Source organism: Kitasatospora sp. NPDC030952, from assembly GCF_055571335.1.
Genome location: NZ_JBVIFM010000019.1, coordinates 154,863 through 174,491, shown reverse-complemented (window position 1 = coordinate 174,491; position 19,629 = coordinate 154,863). Strand labels below are relative to the sequence as shown.

Below are 19,629 nucleotides of genomic sequence, written 5' to 3'. Positions count from 1 at the left end.
ATCACCCAGCCCCCGGAGCGCCCACCCCCGGAACCGCCCCCGGCGCCACCCACCCTCCCGAAAGCCCACCCCCACAACACCAGCCCCGCGCAGCGCCCCCCACAACCCAACGGCCCGCCACCCCCCAAGGGGCAACGGGCCGCCAGCCATCCACCTAACCGTCAGCGCCTACGAACCCCAGCCGCCAACTCCCCCGCCAGCCCCCGCACCGCATCCAACGCAGCCCCCTCGTCCTCCCCCTCGGAGAGGATCCGCTTCACGAAGGCCGACCCCACGATCACCCCGTCCGCGAACCGGGCGACCTCCGCCGCCTGCTCCGCATCGGAGACCCCGAGCCCGACACACACCGGCAGGTCCGTCGTGGCCCGGGTCCGAGCCACCAGGTCCTCGGCCAGCGACCCGACCGCCGACCGGGTCCCGGTCACCCCCATCACCGCGGCCGCGTACACGAACCCGCTCCCCGCCGCCGTGACCTCCGCCAGCCGCGCGTCCTTGCTGCTCGGCGCGACCACGAACACGGTGTCCAGCCCGTGCGCGTCCGCCGCCTTGCGCCACTCCGCGGACTCCTCCACCGGCAGGTCCGGCAGGATGCACCCCGCCCCGCCCGCCGCCGCCAGGTCGGCCGCGAAGCGGGCCACCCCGTACCGGTCGACCGGGTTCCAGTAGGTCATCACCAGCACCGCCGTCCCGGGGTTGGCGGCGGCGACCTCCTGGACGGTCCGCAGCACGTCCTTGATCCGCACCCCGCCCCGCAGCGCGATGTCGTCCGCGGTCTGGATCACGGCCCCGTCGAGGACCGGGTCGGAGTGCGGCAGCCCGATCTCGACGACGTCGCACCCGCCCTCGATCAGCGCGTTGACCGCCCGGATCCCGCCGTCCACCGAGGGGAACCCGGCCGGCAGGTAGCCGATCAGCGCCGCCCGCCCCTCGGCCTTGGCGCCCGCCAGCACGGCACTCAGCTTCGAAGCCATGATCACTTACCCCCCTCGGCCGCGCCGCCGGCCGGCGAATCGTAGAGCCCGAAGTACTGGGCCGCGGTGTGCATGTCCTTGTCGCCGCGCCCGGAGAGCGAGACCAGGATGGTCGCCTCCGGCCCGAGCTCGCGGCCCAGCTCCAGCGCCCCGGCGAGCGCGTGGGCGCTCTCGATCGCCGGGATGATCCCCTCGGTGCGCGACAGCAGCCGCAGCGCCTGCATGGCCGCGTCGTCGGTCACCGGCCGGTACTCGGCCCGCCCGCTGTCCTTCAGCCAGGCGTGCTCCGGCCCGACCCCCGGGTAGTCCAGTCCCGCCGAGATCGAGTGCGACTCGATGGTCTGCCCGTCCTCGTCCTGGAGGACGTACGTCCGGGACCCGTGCAGCACCCCGGGGTCCCCCTTGGTCAGCGTGGCCGCGTGCCGGGGGGTCTCGGCCCCCTCCCCCGCCGCCTCGCAGCCGATCAGCCGCACACCGGCGTCCGGGATGAACTCGTGGAAGATGCCCATCGCGTTGGAACCGCCGCCCACGCACGCCACGACGGCGTCCGGCAGCCGCCCGGTCCGGTCGAGCACCTGCTGGCGGGCTTCGACGCCGATCACCCGGTGGAAGTCCCGGACCATCATCGGGAAGGGGTGCGGCCCGGCGACCGTCCCGAACAGGTAGTGGGTGGAGTCGACGTTGGCGACCCAGTCGCGGAAGGCCTCGTTGATGGCGTCCTTGAGCGTCCGCGACCCGGACTTGACCGCGATGACCTCGGCCCCGAGCATCCGCATCCGGGCGACGTTGAGCGCCTGGCGCTCGGTGTCGACCTCGCCCATGTAGATGGTGCAGTCGAAGCCGAACAGGGCGCAGGCGGTGGCGGTGGCCACCCCGTGCTGCCCGGCGCCGGTCTCGGCGATGATCCGGGTCTTGCCCATCCGCCGGGTGAGCAGCGCCTGGCCCAGCACGTTGTTGATCTTGTGCGAGCCGGTGTGGTTGAGGTCCTCGCGCTTGAGCAGGATCCGCGCCCCGCCCGCCTCGGCGGAGAAGCGGTGCACGTCGGTCAGCGGGCTCGGGCGCCCGGTGTAGTCCTTGAGCAGCCCGTCGAGCTCGGCGGTGAAGGCCGGGTCGGTCTTGGCCTTCTCGTACTCCTCGGCGACCTGTTCGACCGCGGCGACCAGCGCCTCGGGGATGAAGCGGCCGCCGTACGCGCCGAAGTAGCCGCGCGCGTCCGGCACCTGGGCACCGGGCAGGTAGTCCTTCTCGGACATGGTGGTTTCCCTTGGACGGAGATGGATGACAGTGACGTCCGATCGGCCGGATCCCGGATCCAGCCGCTCTGGTCGGCTGGATTCGGATTCAGCCGTGGGTCACGCGCCATCGCCGCCCCGGGACCTGCCCGGGCTCGCAGCCGATCACGTACCGCACCCGACGCCCCAGCACCCGGCGTGCGGGCGCGCGGCAGCCGCGCGGGCGGCAGCCGGGGGCGAGTCGGGTGGCGATCTTCATCGGGGCGGTGTCAGTCCTTGTGCCGGACGGCGGGGTGGGCCCCGGCCGCGACCAGGTCGGCGACGGCGGCCCGCGGGTCCTTGCCGGTCACCAGCGACTCGCCGACCAGCACCGCGTCGGCGCCCAGGTTGGCGTAGTTGATCACGTCGAGCGGGCCGCGCACACCGGATTCGGCGATCTTGACGATGCTGTCCGGGATGGCGTGGGCGACGTTCCCGAAGGTGTTGCGGTCGACTTCGAGGGTCTTCAGGTTGCGGGCGTTGACGCCGATGATCCGCGCCCCGGCGTCCACCGCGCGCTTGATCTCCTCCTCGTCGTGCACCTCGACCAGCGGGGTGAGGCCGATCGACTCGGCGCGCTCGATCAGCGACACCAGGGCCGGCTGGTCGAGGGCGGCGACGATCAGCAGCACGAGGTCGGCGCCGTGGGCGCGGGCCTCCCACAGCTGGTAGGCGGTGACGATGAAGTCCTTGCGCAGCAGCGGGGTGTCCACCTCGGCGCGGACGGCGTCCAGGTCGGCGAGCGACCCGCCGAAGCGGCGCTGCTCGGTCAGCACGCTGATCGCGGCGGCACCGCCGGCCGCGTAGTCGCGGGCCAGGGCCGCCGGGTCGGCGATCGAGGCCAGCGCGCCCTTGGACGGGCTGGAGCGCTTCACCTCACAGATCACCCGGACCCCGTCGCCCTTGAGGGCGGCGACGCCGTCCTTGGCCTCCGGGGCCTTGGCCGCGAGCGCCTTGAGTTCGTCAAGGGAGACCCGGGCCTGCCGCTCGGCGAGGTCCTCACGGACCCCTTCGATGATCGAGTCGAGCACACTCACTCAGGAGCCCCCATCAGTCCTGGCTGGTTCGCCAGCGCGAGCCGAGCGGGCGGGGGCCCGTCGGCCCTTCGATGGTATCGGCACCCGGGTGGGCACGGCGCATCCGCCCGGCCCGCGTCTCGCGGAACGGGACGCCGTACGACGGCTCTCAACTGCGGTTTCACCGGCTCTCCACCGGCGGGGCGGCCCGAACTCCGCACCGGGATGGGGCCGCTCAGACCACCGGCGGCGCCAGCCCGGCCCCCACCGGCAGGTTGCGCACCACCGCGAACACCAGCACCAGCAGGGCGATCAGCGCCCAGCGGCGGCCCCCCACCGACACCCGGACCGGCGGCCCGCCGGTCAGCGCGGCCCAGGCCCAGCGCAGCCACAGCAGCGCCAGGACGCCGAGCAGCAGGACGGCCACCGCGTTGTCGTGCAGCGCGCCGGTCAGGTCCCCGTGGGCCAGCGCGTGGACGCAGCGCAGGCCCCCGCAGCCGGGGCACCACCAGCCGGTGGCGGTCAGGAAGGGGCAGTCGGGGTAGTGCCCGGGGGCGTTCGGGTCCACCACCGCGACGTACCCGGCGGGGGCGGCCACCGCCGCCAGCGCGGCCAGCGGCGGGCCCATCCGGCGCTGCACGGGCGGTGGGGCGGGGGCGGCGGGGGCGGCGTTCACGCCCCGATTGTGCCGGTGCCGGGCCCGGACAGCACGAAACGGCGGGCGTGGCGCGCCCGCCGTTCGGTTGTACGAATCCGCGCCGGTCAGGCGGCGACGGCCTCGCGGGCCTCGATGGCCGCCTTGCGGGCCGCGGACTGCTCGGCGACCGACTTGTAGACGTTGGCGCTCGCCTGCTTGCCCATGCCGGCCATCGACATGGCCTTGCCGACGATGCCACCCACCAGGACGACCGCCAGGCCGGCCCAGACCAGCAGCGGGGACGGCAGGATCATCGCGACGCCCGCGATGCCGAAGCCGACGAAGGAGATGACGACACCGGTCCAGGCGGCGGGGTTGTGGCCGTGTGCTGCTGCTGACATCGATGGTGCTCCTAGGCTCTCGGGGCCCGGCCGGGCCTGCGGGGCCGCCGGCGGGTTGACGGTTCCCATTGTGCCGGGCCACACACGGGCGCCCCAAAGCGGGTGGCGGGTCTATCGCGTCACACCCGCCGCCCGGCCCCCCGGGGCCGTCAGACGGCCGTCGGGTCCTCGCCCCGGTCCAGGGCCTTCCACAGGTCACCGGGGGTGTCGGCGGTCGCCGGGGCCTTGCGGGTCGGCGCCTCGTAGCGGCTGCCCATGGCCGGCCAGCCCCGGCCGTGGCGCAGGGTGATCAGCCCGGCGACGGCGAGCAGCAGCCCGCCGGCCAGGGCGACCCAGGGCCAGGCGGTGTGCGAGACCTCGGTGGCGGACGAGCCGGCCAGCGCCAGCTTGCCGGAGGCGGCGGAGTCCAGGGCGGCGGTGCCCGAGGCCCCGGCCACCGAGGCGGCGGCCGCGCCCAGCCCGGCCAGCAGGGTCAGCGCGCCGACCGCGAGCCGGCCGATGCCGCGCACCGCGAACACCGCGACGGCCGCGGCCAGGCCCACCAGGGCCAGCCCGCCGGGCAGTTCGGAGATCTTGCCGCCGGTGACGGACACGTCCAGGGTGCCGGCCCGGCCCTCGGCCCAGACCCGTCCGACCGCGGTCAGCACCAGCACCGCGCTCAGCACGGTCAGCAGCAGCATCACGCCGAGGGTGCGGCGGCCTGCCTTGGGCGTCGCGGGAGCGTCAGGGGCGGGGGTCTGGTCTGCAGCGGTCACCCGTCCACTATCCCCCGGGCCACGCCCTACGCCGTACCCGGGGTGGGGAACCCGTCCGTGCGCAGCACCACCGTGCGCCCGCCCAGCGGCAGGAACAGGTCGTTGCCGAAGGGCACCCGCTCGGCCTCCCGGTAGACGCCGCCGGGGGACGGCGCGGTGTGCACGGTGCAGGCGGCGGCCGCCGGGTCGACTACCACGTACAGCGGCACGCCGCTCTCCGCGCAGGCCCGCGCCCAGGCGTGGTCGCGGCCCGGGTGCGACACCTCCAGCACCGCCTCGACGTCGGCGGCGGCGTACCGGCCCCGGGGGTGGTGGACGGCGCCCGGGGCGAGCACCGCGAGGTCCGGGGCGAGCGGCCCGTGCGCGGCCGGGAAGTCGATCATGACCTGGGACAACACCCGCCCCCGGCCCCCGAGTTCGTCCTCGACCTGCACGGCGGCGGCGAACACGACCCCCCAGCGCAGCTCGTCGTACGGCACCTCGGGCATCCCGGCCGCCTCCTCACGCCTCAGGACAGTTCCGGCCTCCGCAGCGTATTGGCGGTGGCGACGGCCCGCAGCACGGCGGCCGCCTTGTTGCGGCACTCGGTGTCCTCGCCGTGCGGGTCGGAGTCGGCGACCACGCCGGCGCCCGCCTGCACGTACGCGGTGCCGTCCCGCAGCACCGCGGTGCGGATCGCGATCGCGGTGTCCGAGGCCCCGGCGAAGTCCAGGTAGCCGACGCAACCGCCGTACAGGCCGCGCCGGGTGGGCTCCAGCTCCTCGATGATCCGCATCGCCCGCGGCTTGGGCGCGCCGGACAGGGTGCCCGCGGGGAAGCAGGCGGTCAGCACGTCGAAGGCGCTCCGGCCGGGGGCCACCGTGCCGGTCACCGTCGAGACGATGTGCATCACGTGGCTGTAGCGCTCGATCTGCATGAAGTCGACCACCTCGACGCTGCCCGGCTCGCAGACCCGCCCGAGGTCGTTGCGGCCCAGGTCGACCAGCATCAGGTGCTCGGCCCGCTCCTTGGGGTCGGCGAGCAGCTCGGCGGCCAGCGCCGCGTCCTCGTGCGGGGTGGCGCCGCGGTGCCGGGTGCCGGCGATCGGGTGCAGCATCGCCTCGCCGTCGGTGACCTTGACCAGCGCCTCCGGGCTGGAGCCGACCACGTCGAAGCCGCCCTCGGCGCCGCCGTCCGGACCGGGGAAGCGGAACAGGTACATGTACGGGCTGGGGTTGGTGGTGCGCAGCACCCGGTAGACGTCCAGCGCGGAGGCCGGGCAGGGCGCCTCGAAGCGCTGCGAGGGCACCACCTGGAAGGCCTCGCCGGCCCGGATCCGCTCCTTGATCTCCTCCACCGCGGCCCGGTACGGCGCCCCGCCGAACGGCGAGTGCACCTCGCCGGGGCCGACCGGGGTGAACGTCGCCAGGCCCGGGTCGACCGGCTTGAGCAGGCCGGCCTCCATCGCGTCCAGCCGGGCCACCGCGTCCGCGTACGCCTCGTCCACGCCGCTGGCCAGGTCGTTGTGGTTGACGGCGTTGGCGATCAGCAGCACCGTGCCGTCCGAGTGGTCGAGCACCGCGAGGTCGGTGGCCAGCAGCATGGTCAGCTCGGGCAGCTCGAGGTCGTCCGGGTTGAGGTCGGGCAGCTTCTCCAGCCGGCGGACGATGTCGTAGCCCAGGTAGCCGACCAGGCCGCCGGTCAGCGGCGGCAGGCCGTCGTCGGCGTGCCGCGGGGTGTGCAGCGCCTCCAGGGCGGCGCGCAGCACCTCCAGCGGGTCGCCGCCGGTCGGGATGCCCACCGGCGGGGTGCCCAGCCAGCGGGCCTGGCCGTCCGGGCCGGCGGTCAGCGCGGCGGCACTGCGCACGCCCACGAAGGAGTAGCGCGACCAGCTGCCCTGCTCGGCGGACTCCAGCAGGAAGGTGCCGGGCCGCTCCTCGGCGAGGCTGCGGTACAGGCCGATCGGGGTGAGGCCGTCCGCGAGGAGCCTGCGGGTGACGGGGATGACCCGGGTGTCGACGGCGAGCTTGCGGAAGGCTTCGAGGTCCATGCGGGGCGGCACCTTCTGGGGTGGTGGACGGGGTGTCAGGAGGTGGGGTCAGGAGGTGGTGTCAGGAGGTCTGGAGCAGCACGTCGGCGTCGAAGCAGGTCCGGTCGCCGGTGTGGCAGGCCGCACCGGTCTGGTCGACCTTCACCAGCAGGGTGTCGCCGTCGCAGTCGAGCGCCACCGACTTGACCGCCTGCGCGTGGCCGGAGGTGTCGCCCTTCACCCAGTACTCGTTGCGGCTGCGGCTCCAGTAGGTGCAGCGGCCGGTGGTGAGCGTGCGGTGCAGCGCCTCGTCGTCCATCCAGCCCAGCATGAGCACCTCACCGGTGTCGTACTGCTGCGCGATGGCCGGGAGCAGGCCGTCCTCGGTGCGCTTGAGGCGGGCGGCGATCGCCGCGTCGAGGGAGGTGGTACCGGGGGCGGCGGGAGTGGTGGACATGGGGCCATTGTGTCAGCCCGTCCGGGGGACGAACCGTCCGCGGGCCGTTCGCAGGCGTCCCGTTCGGGCCCACTTCCGCCAACCGCCTGCCGGGCACGGCCCCGGTGGGCCATCCTCGGGCCATGACCTCCGAGCAGCAGCCGCCCGACGCCGCCGCCACCCGTCCGCCCCGGAGCCTGGTGATCACCGTCGCCGCCGTCCTGGCCGTACTGCTCGCGGTGGTGGCCACCGTGCTGCTCTGGCCGGAGGACGACCGGGAGCCCGCCGCGGCCCCGCCCCCGCCCACTCCCAGCGCCACCCCCACCCCGAGCCCGACCCCCACGCCCACCAAGCCGCAACCCCCGTACGCCTTCTTCCCGGTCGGCACCTGCTTCGACCACCCCCAGCTCAGCCCCGTCATCACCAAGGCCGAACAGCGCCCCTGCACCGGCGACCACGACGGCGAGGTCATCGCCGACCTCAAACTCCCCGACAACCTCACCGGCGAGATCCCCATCGCCCTCGCCATGCGCGACGGCTGCAAGGACGCCGAAACCACCGCCAAGTCCCACCAACCCGCCGGCAGGACCTACTACCCCCGCCAGTTCGGCCCCGCCATGGCCAACTACCAGCAGGGCTGGCGCGACTACACCTGCACCCTCACCGCCAGCAACAAGCAGGGCGGCCCCAAACTCACCGGCCAGCTCCACCCCTGACCCGCTTCGAGATTCAAAAACAAAAGAGAAATAATGATGCGCAACAGGAGAAATGAAAATCTCTGGGGTGCTTCTCGGCAAGCCGAGAAGCACCCCAGAGAAAAACTCAAGAGCCATTGACATGAAGCAGACGAATTGCGGCGCCCCCTCGGCGAGCCGAGGGGGCGCCGCAACAAATGCCTGGTGCGCAAAGTCTCGACCGCTCACAGAGCGCGGAGCGAGGTGGCGGTAACCGGCCTTGGACGGGCAGGATCAGGGACCATGCGAATCCTGGTGATGGGTGGAACCTGGTTCCTAGGTCGGGCGATCGTGGCGGAGGCGCTGGCCCGTGGCTGGGCCGTAACAACCTTCAACCGTGGGCTGTCAGGTGTCGATGTCCAGGGCGTGCACACTGTCCACGGCGACCGCACGAGCGGTGATGACCTCAACCGCCTTGTGGAGCAAGGGCCCTGGGATGCCGTGGTGGACACCTCGGCATCCGAGCTGCCGCCTAGTGCTGTTCTCAAGGGAGTTCAAGCGCTGGAGCCCGTCAGCAGCACGTACGTCTACATCTCCACGGTGAGCGTCTACTCCGGGTGGCCCGACCTACCACTGCGGGTAGGTGACGCGCTGCTGGACGGACCGCCGGACGCCGACAAGGACTACGGACGGAACCCGGAGGGCTGGCAGGGGCCCAACCTCCACTACGGTCGGCAGAAGGCCGGTTGCGAGCGAGCGGTGCTGGCGGCCTTCGGTGCAGAGCGAGCGTGTGTGCTGCGGCCCGGCGTGATCCTCGGGCCGGGCGAGTACGTCGGCCGTCTCCCCTGGTGGCTGACCCGCGTGCAGCGCGGTGGCCCGACTCTGGCTCCCGCCCCCAGTAGCCGACCGATTCAGCCGGTCGATGTGCGAGATGTCGCGATGTTCGCGCTGGACCAAGCCGAGACCGGGGTGGGTGGTACCTACAACGTGGCCCACCCGAATGCCATCACGTTCGCCGAGTTCCTCGAGGCATGCTTCGAGGTGACCGGGGGGTCCGGTCACCCGGTGTGGGTGACACCGGAAGTACTGCTGGAGCGCGGGGTGAAGGAATGGACGGAGCTGCCGCTGTGGCGCACCCACGCCGGAGCCTGGGCGGTGGACGCAGGCACCGCCGTTGAGGCCGGCCTGCGCTGCCGGCCCCTGCGGGAGACGATCGCGGACACGTGGGCGTGGTGGGAGGCCGACGGCCGCCCCGTGGACCACCCGCGTTGGGCCGACCACGGGATCGACCCGGTCAAGGAAGCGAAGATCCTGGCCTCGCTGAGCTGATCAGCCTTCGAGGGCAAGCGGTCCCGTGCCGAGTTGGCGCGGGGCCGACTGCCTGGTGAAGTCCTCGATCCGCTCGCCCAGCTCTGCAGCGAGCGCTACCTGGGCGTACCGGCCATTGGTGAGCCCGCGTCGCACAAGCGCCGCTCGCGTCAGCAGGCCGGTGGCGCGCTGCTCCTTCGGTACGGCCCACATGGCTTCGAGGGCCTGCGCCGCACCGTCGAGGTCGTCCCGAAGAAGTCGAGCCGCGGCCAGATCTGCACCGGCGCCACCGACCACGCGCACGGACCGGGCTGCCGAGGGCCTCGAACGCGCCAGGTCCAACGCCTGGGCTGCGGTCTGCTCCGCTCGGCCTCCGTCCCCGATGAGCAGGCAGGTCGACGCATTCGACATCGCCAGTCGCTCCAGGCTGAACCCGAACTCGCCCCCCACCTCGTCGTGGAGATCGTCCCTCCTCCCGGTTCCGTCCGTGGTGGAGGCGTTCAGGGCCCTCTGCGCGGAGGCGACATCTCCCAGGTGCCCGAAGGCGCGGGCCTCGATCGCCGCCAGCCTGCGTTGTGCCACGTCACCCAGACCAGTGAATGCCTGCGCCGCACGAGCGAGCCGTGCGGCCTCGGCCGGTCGGCCGGAGAAATACGCGATGTAGGCGAGCGTGCCGCCCGCGAACGCCCGCAGCGGATCGAACCGGGCCACCTCACCGTACAGTGCAGCCGACCGGGAAAGTCGCCTCGCCCCGTCGAGTGAACCGAGGTCGAAGGCAGCAGTCGCCAGAAGTGCACAAGCCTGTCCAGCAATGATGAGGAGCTCCTGCTGCTGGGCAGGGACCTGCGTACGTTCACGGTTCGCCTCGGCCGACTCACGCATCTCCTTCGCCTTCTGGAAGACGACGTAGGTCGGCGTGGTGACGTACTCGCGGGCCAAGGCAGAAACGTCGTCGCGGAGTTGGTCGAGCGCGATATCGGAAATAGACGCTGCGGCGGCTGCGCCGGCTTCATTCTGGGCGTCTCGTGCAGTCATGTCGATCTCGTCTTCCAGGTTGAACGCGGGTGCGGGTAGATCCGAGGGAGGCGGACCGAACAACGTCGCGGCATCGATGCCGAACATGTACTCCAAGACTCGGCAAGCATCCGGCCCCGGCAGTGTCTGGACCCGTCCGGCGGTCCAACGGCGGAACTGCGACTCGGACACCGTGAGGTTCCGGGCACTCTCATCGAGGAGTTCATTCGCCGAGCGCCGGAAGTGGCGCTCGAAGTCGACGTATCGCCAACGCCGTTGATCGACGAGGACCTTGAGCAGCGTCTGGGGCGTCTCGCGCATATCGGCTCCTCGGAAACATCTGGCGCAGGGCGCTGGGTCAACTCCCTTACCCGCAGGGGACCTTCCCGGCATTGCCTGACGCAACCCTGTCTGGCGACGTGACACCCGGGCGACGTCTCCACACCACGTCGGTCACCGGAAAGGGTGCCCAGGTGGCACTCGCCGCGTGATGGCGGCGACATCCGCTCTTGCCTGACTCTTGGTCAGCCACTCGGCTTCCAGCAGGTCTTCCGGTCGCGGTGGCATTCCTCACCCTCGGATTCGCCGTTGGTTCCACTTCACCGTGGGGCTTCCGAAACGGCCTGTTTCTCCTGGGAGTTCACATGCCCAGCAGTACCGTCACGCAACAGTCCGGCGGCACGATCCCGCCCCTGCGATCCTGGGACGTCGAACCGAACCTGGAGGCCGTCCGATCCACGCGCCAACTGATCCGGCGCACTGCCGAGTCCTGGCGTCTGCCGCTGTCGGACGACGCACTGCGGGACGTGGAGCTGTGCGCCGATGAGTTGCTGGCCAACGCCGTCGACCACGTGCGGGAACCCTGCCGTGTCACGGTCCGGTGGACCGGTGAGCGCCTGCGCGTCGAGATCGCGGACCGGAGTGCGCAGCCGCCGAAGAGGAACATCGCCGACGACCTGTCCATCAGGGGCCGCGGTCTCGTCCTGGTGGAGGCGCTGGCCCATTCCTGGGGCTGGCACCCGGGGGACGTGGGGAAGGTGGTGTGGTTCGAGGTTGCGCCCGAACAATCCGTGACGGGAGACACTCGGCTCGCCGCGCTGGTTTTTGCGGCTCAGGTTCACGCCACGCCATTGGCATCGCCTCGGTACGAGGTTCGCCTGATCGATTCCCGAAGCCCCCACTTCCGGCTGCTGGAGTGCTGGGGGATCTACGACCGCAGGCAGCACGAGTACGTACGCGTCCCGGGCTCCTCAGACCGGGTCAGGCGCTTCTACATCCGGTCAACCGCCGAGACGTATCTGCAAACCCTGTGTGCGGCACGGGTCGAAGGACGGGCGGATCACGCGACCTGATCACAGGTTCGCTCCCCGACGACCCCCCACTCGCCTCTCGGCCACCCCTGTACGTGGGATGTGACCCAACAGGACGTGTCCTCATGCGGTGACGAGGAGCACGTCGGAGGCGACGCGAGCTTACCTGCACCTGCACTTGCACCAACTCGCCGTCACGGCAGGAAGGATGGATGGATGAGTGACTGGGAGTTCGTGAAGAACAGAACCGCCACCCAAGGCGCGGTGTGGAGGTCGGCCGATGGCCTGCTCTACAAGCGCACCGGTGGCGAGGATCTGCGGGCAGAGGCCGAGTTCCAGCGGCTGGCTGCCAGCCTCGGCTACCCGGTGCCGGAGATCGTCGACAGCGGGTCCGAGGACGGAGGCTATTTCGTCGTTGAGCGCGCTATCGGAGACACCTCGCTGCACGAGGAGGCGCTGGCCGACGCCAGGCAGGACGGTCAGGTCAGCTACCAGGTGATCAGCACGGCGGCGGCCGTCTCATCGAAGCTCCTGCAGGCCCAGGCGAGGCACCCCCTCCCCGCCACGCCGTGGTTCGAGAAGGCGGCCTTCGCGGCAGAGGTCTTCGAGGAGAACCCGGACCTCGACACCCCGCGCGTCCACGAAGCGGTCAAGCACGCCCTCGACCGGCTGACGCAGCTCCCGATGGTGCACGGACATCTCGACTACGGCCTGCCCAACGTCCTCCAGGCCGGCGTCATCGACTGGCAGCACCACGGACCGGTCCCGCTCGGCTACGACGTCTACCCCGCGCTCGACATCGTGGCGTTCAAGGGTGGCGGCAAGGGCTACAGCATCACCCCGGAACAGCGCGCCGCCTACACCGCCGCGCTCGACGAGACCACCGCGTCCCTGATCGGGCAGCGGGTGAGCGAGCACCTGGGCGATTTCCTGCTGGTCAAGTGCTTCTTCTTCCTCGCCCTCATGCGGCCCACCGACCCCACGCGGCACGACAAGCACATCAAGTGGCAGTACCGCCGCGCCCTCTTCACGATGGGACTCGATCAGTATGAGTCGGGCAACACGATCGACACCGGCACCTTCCCCGCTCTGGAACGGTTCGCCGCTGAACACCGGTAGGCCGGTGCCCGCCGTTCGCGACCGCGACTACCTGATGGACCACCACGGAGTCGTCTTCAAGGTCATCGGCGACAGCCACCCCGGCAGCCACTACCTGGGCTACGTCAAGTACCACCCCGACGAGAAGGGCGATCGACGGCTGTTCGGCCGGACCTACCGGCAGAACAGCGTCGTGTCGAAGTCCTTCGGCATCCTGGCCGGCAGGCCGGAGTGCTACGTCTACTCCGACACCCTCGGCTGCGTCATCACCGGCATCCCGCGCGAGGACGTGGCCGTCCACTACTCCTGCCGCCATGCCCTCGCCGCCATTCACGCGGACCCCGGCGCGGTCGCCGACAACCCAGCCGGAAAGGATCTCCTGGCGATCGCGGAGTGGATCACCGCGCACGACGCCCAGGGCCTGATCGGCGTCACCGGCTCTTTCCTGGTCGGCTGCTTCAACGAGCGCTCGGACATCGACCTCGTCTGCTACGGGCCGGAGGGATACGAGGCCGCGCAGGAGTTGTTCCAGCAGACCGACCTGATCCGGCCGTACGGCGGGGACGACCTCACCCGGCTGTACATCCGCAGGGCCAAGTACATGGAGGGCAGTTCCTTCGACGCCCTCATCAAGCAGGAAAGCCGCAAGCTCCAAGGGCTGACCGCTGGCGCTGGCGCGCACATCAACTGCGAGCCCATCCGCTCCGACCGCGACAAGACCTTCGCCCGCATCTCCTCCAAGGAGATCGGAGAGATCTCCCTCCTCGCGAGCATCACCGACCACGCCGAGGGTCTCACCACCCCTGCCGTCTACGGGATCAAGGTCAGGACCATCCTCAGCTCGACCATCGACGAGGCCGACTCCTTCGCCCGCCGGATCACCCACATGCGCTCGTACCTCGGCGCCTACACCGGTGCCTTCCGGTCCGGCGACACCGTGCACCTGTCCGGCAAGCTCGTCCACACCCAGGACGGCGAACACAGCGGCTTCGGCATCGAACTCACCCCCTGGACCGTCAGCGGCTCGTACGTCGCCAACCTCGCCGGATAGGACCCGAACCGTGACCCTGTTCGTCATCCGGCACGCCGAGTCCGTCGAGAACGCCGACAAGTGCAACGGCTTCTACCAGGACCCCCGCCCCTACAGCGGAGCCGCCGCGCACGCCATCTCCCGCACCATCGTCGGCCTCACCCCTCGCGGCTTCCGGCAGGCCCAGTGGCTCGCCGAGGTTCTCCCACAGCTCGCGGGCCCCGAACCGCACGTCTACACCTCGACCTACCGCAGGGCGATCGACACCGCGGCGATCGCCGTGCCCGCCCTCCCCGACGGCTGGCCCCAGCAGACGACGCTCCTGGACGAGCAGCACTACGGCGACGCCACCTACATGACCAAGCACGAGCTCAACGACAGCTACCCCGCACTCGCCGAAGACCGCCGCCTGCGCAAGCACGTCTGGACCGCGCCAGGCGGCGGCGAGTCGCTCGCCGAGGGCGTACTGAACCGGGCCGCCGGGTTCGCCGCCCTCGCCCAGGCCGAACTCCAGGAATCGCGCACCGTCGTCGCCGTCACTCACCAGACCGCCGCGGTGGCGCTGCGCTCCCTGCTCGAACTCCGCAGCCTGCCCGAGATCCTCGCCGAGGAGCGGAAGGGCAGGATGCCCAACGCCGCGATCCTCCACTACGAACTACGAGACGGCCGGTTCACCCGGACGGGAACCACCACCCCGCCGATCTAGGAGGAGCCCGTGCGACACCTGTTCCTCAACGGGCCCGTCCAGAACGGACCCTTCACCATCGGCACCCACCCCGGCAAGGCCGTCGGCATCCGCCTCGCCGCCGCCCTCAACACTATCCTGGGCCTACCGCCCGCACCCCACCTGTGGAACACCGTCACCCTCGCCGGAGACCTCCGCCACCGCCGGGCCGGGGGCCCGACGATCCCCCGCCAGCGGTTCGAGGCCAAGCTGATAGCCGACAAGTACGGCCCCGGACAGTCCCCGGCGGGCGGCATCATGACCGACACCGACGCCGAGGTCGCCAACCTCGCCCTGGAGATGATCGACGCCAACCTCCGCACCGGCGCCCTGAGCATCAGCCGCGAGACCGTCCCCACCTGCCGAACCTGCGGCCACATGACCGGCGGTGGCAGTCAACCCTGCAACTCCTGCGGCGGCACCGACATCCAGGATCGAACCACCCTCCACCTCGTCGCCGAGCTGGCGAAGGACCGTCCCGTCCTCGACCGCTCGGACATCCACGCCAGCCACCGCCGACGGCCCAAGCACCTCCAGCACACTGCCGGCAACGTCGCCCAGCGCCTGCTCCTCTCCCGAACGCGCGACCACGGCATCGACCTCTCGTCCCTCGGCCTCAACGGCCTCGTCCTGGACCCGCGCGCCGGAGTGCACGCCACGGTCCTCGCCGCAGCCCGACGGCACGAAGCCGATACGGCCGTCATGACCATCACCCAGAACGCGGCCAACCACATCGCCGCTCACGGACAGCACTTTCGAGACCACAACGGCACCCGCCTCCAGTACGCCCTGCACGGACACCTCCCGTACGACCGTCTGGCAGGCCTCCAGCCGCTGTACGAGGCGTACCGGGCCACCCCGACGGTCAAGGACGGCTTCGAGCAGTGGTTCCTCCCCCTCCTCGCCCTCAGAACCAAGAGCGCGACCCGGCCGGACCAGCTTCCGGCCCTCTTCAAGCACTACATCCGGGCGTACCTGACCCGACCTTCGGAGACCGCAGAAAGCGCCCTCTGGGCGGTGCGGCTCTCGGTCTCCGAAGGCCGCACCGAATGGATCACGGACAGGAGGGCACTGGCCGACATCATGGTTGCCTGCCTGTGAACTCGCCTTCCCAGCCGGGCATTCGACACAGGCTCGCCCCGCGCGCGCCGTGGGCGTAGCCGCAACCGCGCTACGGGGTGAGCCGGTTGGGGCCGCGGAAGAGGAAGGTGGCTTCGCGGATCGAGGGCAGGCCGAGCAGGACCATCAGGACCCGGCCGAGGCCCATGCCGAGGCCGCCGTGCGGGGGGCAGCCGTAGCGGAAGGTGTTGAGGTAGTCCCGCATCGGCTCCGGGCTCATGCCCTTCTCGGCGGCCTGCTCCAGCAGTACGTCGTAGCGGTGTTCGCGCTGGGCGCCGGTGGTGACCTCCAGGCCGTTCCAGAGCAGGTCGAAGCTCAGGGTGACGCTCGGGTCGTCGGCGGGCCGCATGTGGTAGAAGGGCCGGATGCCGACCGGGTAGTGGGTGATGAAGGCGAACTCGTGCCCGGTGGCCTTCTTGAGGTGGGCGGAGATGGCCCGTTCGCCCTCCGGGTCGAGGTCGTCCTTGACTCCCTCCGGGTCCCAGCCTCCCTCGCGCAGGATCCGTTGCGCCTCGGCCATGGTGATGCGGGGGAAGGGCGTGGTGGGGACGGTGACCTCGACGCCGAAGTGTTCGGCGATCGCCTCGCCGTGGGTGTCGGCGACCTTGGCGATGGCGTGGGCGAGCATCCGCTCCTCGAAGGCCATCACGTCCTCGACGCCGTCGATCCAGGCCAACTCCACGTCGACGCCGGTGAATTCGGTGGCGTGCCGGGAGGTGAAGGACGGTTCGGCGCGGAACACGGGGCCGATCTCGAAGACCTTGTCGATGCCGGCCGCGATCGCCATCTGCTTGTAGAACTGGGGTGATTGCGCCAGGTAGGCGCTGCGGCCGAAGTAGCCGAGCTCGAAGACCTCGGCGCCGGACTCCGAGGCGGTGCCCATGAGTTTGGGGGTGTGCATCTCGGTGGCGCCCTGCCCGTGGGCGTACTCGCGCATGCCCTGTTCCAGGGTGGTCTGCACGGCGAACACCAGTTGGGCGGCGGGGCGGCGGCGCACGTCCAGGAAGCGCCAGTCGAGGCGCTGTTCCAGGCCGGTGCGCTCGTCGATCGGCAGCGGCGTGGCGGCCGGGTTGAGGACCTCGACGGCCTCGGGGACGATCTCCAGGCCGCCGAGCTTGACCTGGGCCGCGTCGACGACGCGCCCGGTGATCCGTACGGCGGACTCGGGGGTGAGGGCTTCGAGGCGGGCCTCCAGCGGCCCGCCGTCCCGCTTGTGGGTCACCTGCACCAGACCGGTGGCGTCCCGGACGAGGACGAACTGCATGGTGCGCTGCAGGCGGAGGGTGTTCACCCACCCGCAGACGGAGACGGTACGACCGACGTGTTCTCGCAGCTCGGAGACACGGACGCGGCTGTGGATCATTGAGGTCCTCCGGAGGACATCGTCATGATCCCTTGGGAGTGCGGGCGAGAAGGGTGACTCGCGGTACCACCGCACTTTCGCCGCCACAAGGTGGCGGCCTCGTTCGGGCCCGATGACGGGGGCCGGCCGGCGGGGCATTGGACCCGGACGGGGGTCGTTCCTCCCCGCGCTCAGGAGGGTCTTCGCCTCGGGGCGCGAGGCCGCCTTCCCAGCTTCCGGCGGCTCTCTCTGCTCACGTGATCCCTGGCTACTCGTCTCCGTCGACGCGTTGCCCAGCAGATTACGGAGCCCGTGGCGGCCGCGCAATCGGGAATCCCCCACGGACGAGGGCAACCGTTCGACCGCACCCCTAGGTCCTGTCCGGCCGATCTTGGCGGATCAGCCCGCGGCTCCCCCAGCCTTCGGCCGGGAGGTACCCCCATGTCGCGCCCGGCTGGGCGTGCGCCCGGATCGTCCTCGTACTGGGCGTACTTGGGCGATTCGGGCGTGCGTCCAGGCGGGATGCGCGGCGTCGCGGGCCCGGCAAGATCGGCCGGACAGGACCTAGGCTGGCGGCATGTCGAATCACGCGCTCGCCGAACGCCACCGCCTCGCCCAGCTGCTCACCGACGCCGGGCCGGACGCGCCCACGCTGTGCGCCGGGTGGAGCACCCGGGACCTGGCCGCCCACCTGGTGATCCGGGAGCGCCGGGCCGACGCGGCGGCGGGGATCCGGGTCGGCCCCCTGGCCGGCCACACCCAGCGGGTGCAGGACGGCTACGCCCAGCGGCCGTACGAGGAGCTGGTGCGACTGTTCCGGGCCGGGCCGCCGGTGTTGTCGCTGTTCGCGCTGCCCGGCGCGGACGAGGTGGCGAACACCGTGGAGTACTTCGTGCACGCCGAGGACGTCGCCCGGGCCGGTGAGGACTGGACGGCCCGGCCGGTGCCGCCCGGCCGGGCCGAGGCGCTGTGGCGGCGGCTGCCGATGATCGCCCGCTTCGAGGCGGGCCGCCGCTCCCCCGTGCGCCTCGACCTGAACCGCCCGGACGGGCAGTCGCTGACGGTCGGCCCGGCCGGCGCCCCGACGGTCCGGATCACCGGCGAACCGGGTGAGCTGGTCCTGTTCGTCTACGGCCGCGGCGCCCGCACCGACCTCACCGTGGACGGCGACCCGGACGCCGTCGAGGCCCTGCGCCACATCCTGCCGCTGCCTTAGGACAGAACACGAGGAAGCTGGACGGGTACGACGACGTACGCGCGCCACTGTCGCACCGGTACGGCGGCGGGCCCGCCGGTCAGGGGATCTCCTGACCGGCGGGCCCTCCGTGCTGAACCCCGCTGCCGGGTCGGCGCCGTCCGCCTCCGACTACCAGCCGCCGGAGCCGATCTCGGTGCGGGAGCCCAGGCCGTTGCCGGTGCCCTTGTAGAGGTAGAGCTTCCCGGTCTCACCGGGAGCGGACTCCACCGCCGCCAGGTCGCCGATGCCGTCACCGTTGAAGTCCGCACCCGCGTAGTCCGAGATCCCGTTCCAGCCACCGGAGCCGATCTCCACCCGGCTGTCGATGCCGTGGCCGTTGCCCGGGTACAGCCACAGCTTGCCCGTGGACGTCTCGGTCGCCACCAGGTCGTCCTTGCCGTCCTTGTTCATGTCGCCAGGACTGACGATCTTGTTCATCCCGTTCCAGCCACCGGAGCCGATCTCCACCCGGTCACCCAGGCCGTGACCCGTCCCCGGGTACAGCCACAGCTTGCCCGTCGAGTTCTCACTCGCCACGACATCGTCCTTGCCGTCACCGTTGAAGTCGCCCACCGCGGTGTTGTTCATCCCGTTCCAACCACCGGAACCGATCTCCACCCGACCGTCGATGCCGTGGCCGTTGCCCGGGTAGAGCCACAGCTTCCCGGTCGACTTCTCGGTCGCCACCAGGTCGTCCTTGCCGTCACCGTTCAGATCGCCGACGGCCAGGTTGCTCATCCCGTTCCAGCCACCGGAACCGATCTCCACCCGGCTCCCCAGCGCGCCCGTACCGGTCCCCGGGTACAGCCACAGCTTCCCCGTCGACACCTCCACCGCCACCAGGTCCTTCTTGCCGTCACCGTTGAAGTCACCGGCCGTCAGGCTGGTCATCCCCGGGTCGGACGGGCCCGCCGGGTACGGGTCCGCGTGATCGGTCGAGAGTCCGGTGCCCGGGCTGCAGGTCCACGCGCCGGCCCCCTGGTCGGCGAGGATCTTCTCGGCGATCAGGATCTGTTCCTTCTTGGTCGCCTGGTGCGGATAGGCCGCGTACTGGGTGCCGCCGTAGTGCTGCCAGTTGTCCTCGGATATCTGCAGGCCGCCGAAGTAGCCGTTCCCGGTGTTGATGGACCAGTCGCCGCTGCTCTCGCAGGCGGCCACCTTGTCCCAGGTGCTGACCGACGCGGCGCCGGCCGTACCGGCGAGGCCGAGGGGTGCGAGGCTCAGCGCGAAGACGGCCAGGCTCTTGCGGATGCGGGTCTGTGCGGACATGGGTGTTCT

At 71.2% G+C, this 19,629-nt stretch carries 21 protein-coding genes; 8 read left to right on the top strand and 13 right to left on the bottom strand.

Translation table 11 applies throughout. The features are described 5' to 3' along the window. Positions 1-161 precede the first annotated feature (161 nt). The 10 genes from trpA to hisI form a co-directional block, all read right to left on the bottom strand. On the bottom strand, positions 162-971 hold the full coding sequence (gene trpA / locus ACZ47G_RS29000; protein WP_465747593.1) for a tryptophan synthase subunit alpha: 810 nt from the start codon (positions 969-971) through the stop codon (positions 162-164). 2 nt (positions 972-973) lie between these two features. Next, a complete protein-coding gene (gene trpB, locus ACZ47G_RS28995; RefSeq protein WP_465747591.1) occupies positions 974-2,224 on the bottom strand; it encodes a tryptophan synthase subunit beta in 1,251 nt (416 codons plus the stop codon). Positions 2,225-2,312: 88 nt separating this feature from the next. Next, entirely contained in the window at positions 2,313-2,462 is a 150-nt protein-coding gene (trpM, locus tag ACZ47G_RS28990; RefSeq protein WP_167395798.1) for a tryptophan biosynthesis modulator TrpM, read from the bottom strand. Positions 2,463-2,472: 10 nt separating this feature from the next. Then, positions 2,473-3,279: an indole-3-glycerol phosphate synthase TrpC gene (trpC, locus tag ACZ47G_RS28985; RefSeq protein ID WP_465747589.1), complete on the bottom strand. Its 807-nt coding sequence runs from the start codon at positions 3,277-3,279 to the stop codon at positions 2,473-2,475. Positions 3,280-3,493: 214 nt separating this feature from the next. Beyond that, complete coding sequence (locus ACZ47G_RS28980) at positions 3,494-3,934, bottom strand: DUF2752 domain-containing protein (protein WP_465747587.1); 441 nt, start codon at positions 3,932-3,934, stop codon at positions 3,494-3,496. Positions 3,935-4,020: 86 nt separating this feature from the next. Continuing rightward, a complete protein-coding gene (locus tag ACZ47G_RS28975; protein WP_465747585.1) occupies positions 4,021-4,296 on the bottom strand; it encodes an HGxxPAAW family protein in 276 nt (91 codons plus the stop codon). Between the two features lie 149 nt (positions 4,297-4,445). After that, complete coding sequence (locus ACZ47G_RS28970; protein ID WP_465747583.1) at positions 4,446-5,051, bottom strand: TIGR02234 family membrane protein; 606 nt, start codon at positions 5,049-5,051, stop codon at positions 4,446-4,448. Between the two features lie 26 nt (positions 5,052-5,077). Continuing rightward, positions 5,078-5,539 (bottom strand): Uma2 family endonuclease, encoded by a 462-nt coding sequence (locus tag ACZ47G_RS28965; protein WP_465747581.1) that lies wholly within the window; start codon positions 5,537-5,539, stop codon positions 5,078-5,080. 20 nt (positions 5,540-5,559) lie between these two features. After that, the gene (locus ACZ47G_RS28960; protein ID WP_465747579.1) at positions 5,560-7,080 is read right to left on the bottom strand and encodes an anthranilate synthase component I; all 1,521 of its coding nucleotides are present in this window, start codon (positions 7,078-7,080) and stop codon (positions 5,560-5,562) included. Positions 7,081-7,141: 61 nt separating this feature from the next. Beyond that, positions 7,142-7,516 carry a phosphoribosyl-AMP cyclohydrolase gene (hisI, locus tag ACZ47G_RS28955; RefSeq protein ID WP_380461682.1) on the bottom strand — a complete coding sequence of 125 codons (375 nt, stop codon included), beginning with the start codon at positions 7,514-7,516 and terminating at the stop codon, positions 7,142-7,144. Between the two features lie 122 nt (positions 7,517-7,638). Between hisI and ACZ47G_RS28950 the strand changes: the two genes are divergently transcribed. Next, the gene (locus tag ACZ47G_RS28950; RefSeq protein WP_465747577.1) at positions 7,639-8,211 is read left to right on the top strand and encodes a hypothetical protein; all 573 of its coding nucleotides are present in this window, start codon (positions 7,639-7,641) and stop codon (positions 8,209-8,211) included. A gap of 261 nt (positions 8,212-8,472) precedes the next feature. Continuing rightward, positions 8,473-9,498, top strand: a complete 1,026-nt coding sequence (locus ACZ47G_RS28945; protein ID WP_465747575.1) for an NAD-dependent epimerase/dehydratase family protein — start codon at positions 8,473-8,475, stop codon at positions 9,496-9,498. Here ACZ47G_RS28945 and ACZ47G_RS28940 read toward each other — a convergent pair whose 3' ends face one another. Next, entirely contained in the window at positions 9,499-10,812 is a 1,314-nt protein-coding gene (locus ACZ47G_RS28940) for a DNA-binding protein (protein ID WP_465747573.1), read from the bottom strand. A 323-nt stretch (positions 10,813-11,135) separates the two neighbouring features. Between ACZ47G_RS28940 and ACZ47G_RS28935 the strand changes: the two genes are divergently transcribed. The 5 genes from ACZ47G_RS28935 (at position 11,136) to ACZ47G_RS28915 (ending at position 15,754) form a co-directional block, all read left to right on the top strand. Next, positions 11,136-11,843, top strand: a complete 708-nt coding sequence (locus ACZ47G_RS28935; protein ID WP_465747571.1) for an ATP-binding protein — start codon at positions 11,136-11,138, stop codon at positions 11,841-11,843. A 174-nt stretch (positions 11,844-12,017) separates the two neighbouring features. Continuing rightward, positions 12,018-12,920, top strand: coding sequence for a phosphotransferase (locus ACZ47G_RS28930; RefSeq protein WP_465747569.1), 903 nt, complete (start codon positions 12,018-12,020; stop codon positions 12,918-12,920). A gap of 4 nt (positions 12,921-12,924) precedes the next feature. Continuing rightward, positions 12,925-13,950 (top strand): nucleotidyltransferase domain-containing protein, encoded by a 1,026-nt coding sequence (locus ACZ47G_RS28925; protein WP_465747567.1) that lies wholly within the window; start codon positions 12,925-12,927, stop codon positions 13,948-13,950. Positions 13,951-13,960: 10 nt separating this feature from the next. Then, positions 13,961-14,635, top strand: coding sequence for a phosphoglycerate mutase family protein (locus ACZ47G_RS28920; protein WP_465747565.1), 675 nt, complete (start codon positions 13,961-13,963; stop codon positions 14,633-14,635). 9 nt (positions 14,636-14,644) lie between these two features. Continuing rightward, the gene (locus ACZ47G_RS28915) at positions 14,645-15,754 is read left to right on the top strand and encodes a hypothetical protein (protein ID WP_465747563.1); all 1,110 of its coding nucleotides are present in this window, start codon (positions 14,645-14,647) and stop codon (positions 15,752-15,754) included. 70 nt (positions 15,755-15,824) lie between these two features. Here the strand turns inward: ACZ47G_RS28915 and aspS are convergent, their stop codons facing one another. Then, complete coding sequence (gene aspS / locus ACZ47G_RS28910) at positions 15,825-17,135, bottom strand: aspartate--tRNA(Asn) ligase (protein ID WP_465747561.1); 1,311 nt, start codon at positions 17,133-17,135, stop codon at positions 15,825-15,827. Positions 17,136-17,691: 556 nt separating this feature from the next. Here aspS and ACZ47G_RS28905 point away from each other — a divergent pair. Next, positions 17,692-18,330: a TIGR03085 family metal-binding protein gene (locus ACZ47G_RS28905; protein ID WP_465747559.1), complete on the top strand. Its 639-nt coding sequence runs from the start codon at positions 17,692-17,694 to the stop codon at positions 18,328-18,330. A gap of 150 nt (positions 18,331-18,480) precedes the next feature. Here ACZ47G_RS28905 and ACZ47G_RS28900 read toward each other — a convergent pair whose 3' ends face one another. Continuing rightward, the gene (locus ACZ47G_RS28900; protein WP_465747557.1) at positions 18,481-19,620 is read right to left on the bottom strand and encodes an FG-GAP-like repeat-containing protein; all 1,140 of its coding nucleotides are present in this window, start codon (positions 19,618-19,620) and stop codon (positions 18,481-18,483) included. Positions 19,621-19,629 lie beyond the last annotated feature (9 nt).

What these genes read in the sequence shown, in the direction of transcription:
- trpA (WP_465747593.1), bottom strand. Translation starts at nt 971, where the DNA reads ATGGCTTCGAAGCTGAGTGCCGTGCTGGCGGGCGCCAAGGCCGAGGGG.
- trpB (WP_465747591.1), bottom strand. Translation starts at nt 2,224, where the DNA reads ATGTCCGAGAAGGACTACCTGCCCGGTGCCCAGGTGCCGGACGCGCGC.
- trpM (WP_167395798.1), bottom strand. Translation starts at nt 2,462, where the DNA reads ATGAAGATCGCCACCCGACTCGCCCCCGGCTGCCGCCCGCGCGGCTGC.
- ACZ47G_RS28975 (WP_465747585.1), bottom strand. Translation starts at nt 4,296, where the DNA reads ATGTCAGCAGCAGCACACGGCCACAACCCCGCCGCCTGGACCGGTGTC.
- ACZ47G_RS28965 (WP_465747581.1), bottom strand. Translation starts at nt 5,539, where the DNA reads ATGCCCGAGGTGCCGTACGACGAGCTGCGCTGGGGGGTCGTGTTCGCC.
- ACZ47G_RS28960 (WP_465747579.1), bottom strand. Translation starts at nt 7,080, where the DNA reads ATGGACCTCGAAGCCTTCCGCAAGCTCGCCGTCGACACCCGGGTCATC.
- hisI (WP_380461682.1), bottom strand. Translation starts at nt 7,516, where the DNA reads ATGTCCACCACTCCCGCCGCCCCCGGTACCACCTCCCTCGACGCGGCG.
- ACZ47G_RS28950 (WP_465747577.1), top strand. Translation starts at nt 7,639, where the DNA reads ATGACCTCCGAGCAGCAGCCGCCCGACGCCGCCGCCACCCGTCCGCCC.
- ACZ47G_RS28945 (WP_465747575.1), top strand. Translation starts at nt 8,473, where the DNA reads ATGCGAATCCTGGTGATGGGTGGAACCTGGTTCCTAGGTCGGGCGATC.
- ACZ47G_RS28940 (WP_465747573.1), bottom strand. Translation starts at nt 10,812, where the DNA reads ATGCGCGAGACGCCCCAGACGCTGCTCAAGGTCCTCGTCGATCAACGG.
- ACZ47G_RS28935 (WP_465747571.1), top strand. Translation starts at nt 11,136, where the DNA reads ATGCCCAGCAGTACCGTCACGCAACAGTCCGGCGGCACGATCCCGCCC.
- ACZ47G_RS28930 (WP_465747569.1), top strand. Translation starts at nt 12,018, where the DNA reads ATGAGTGACTGGGAGTTCGTGAAGAACAGAACCGCCACCCAAGGCGCG.
- aspS (WP_465747561.1), bottom strand. Translation starts at nt 17,135, where the DNA reads ATGATCCACAGCCGCGTCCGTGTCTCCGAGCTGCGAGAACACGTCGGT.
- ACZ47G_RS28905 (WP_465747559.1), top strand. Translation starts at nt 17,692, where the DNA reads ATGTCGAATCACGCGCTCGCCGAACGCCACCGCCTCGCCCAGCTGCTC.
- ACZ47G_RS28900 (WP_465747557.1), bottom strand. Translation starts at nt 19,620, where the DNA reads ATGTCCGCACAGACCCGCATCCGCAAGAGCCTGGCCGTCTTCGCGCTG.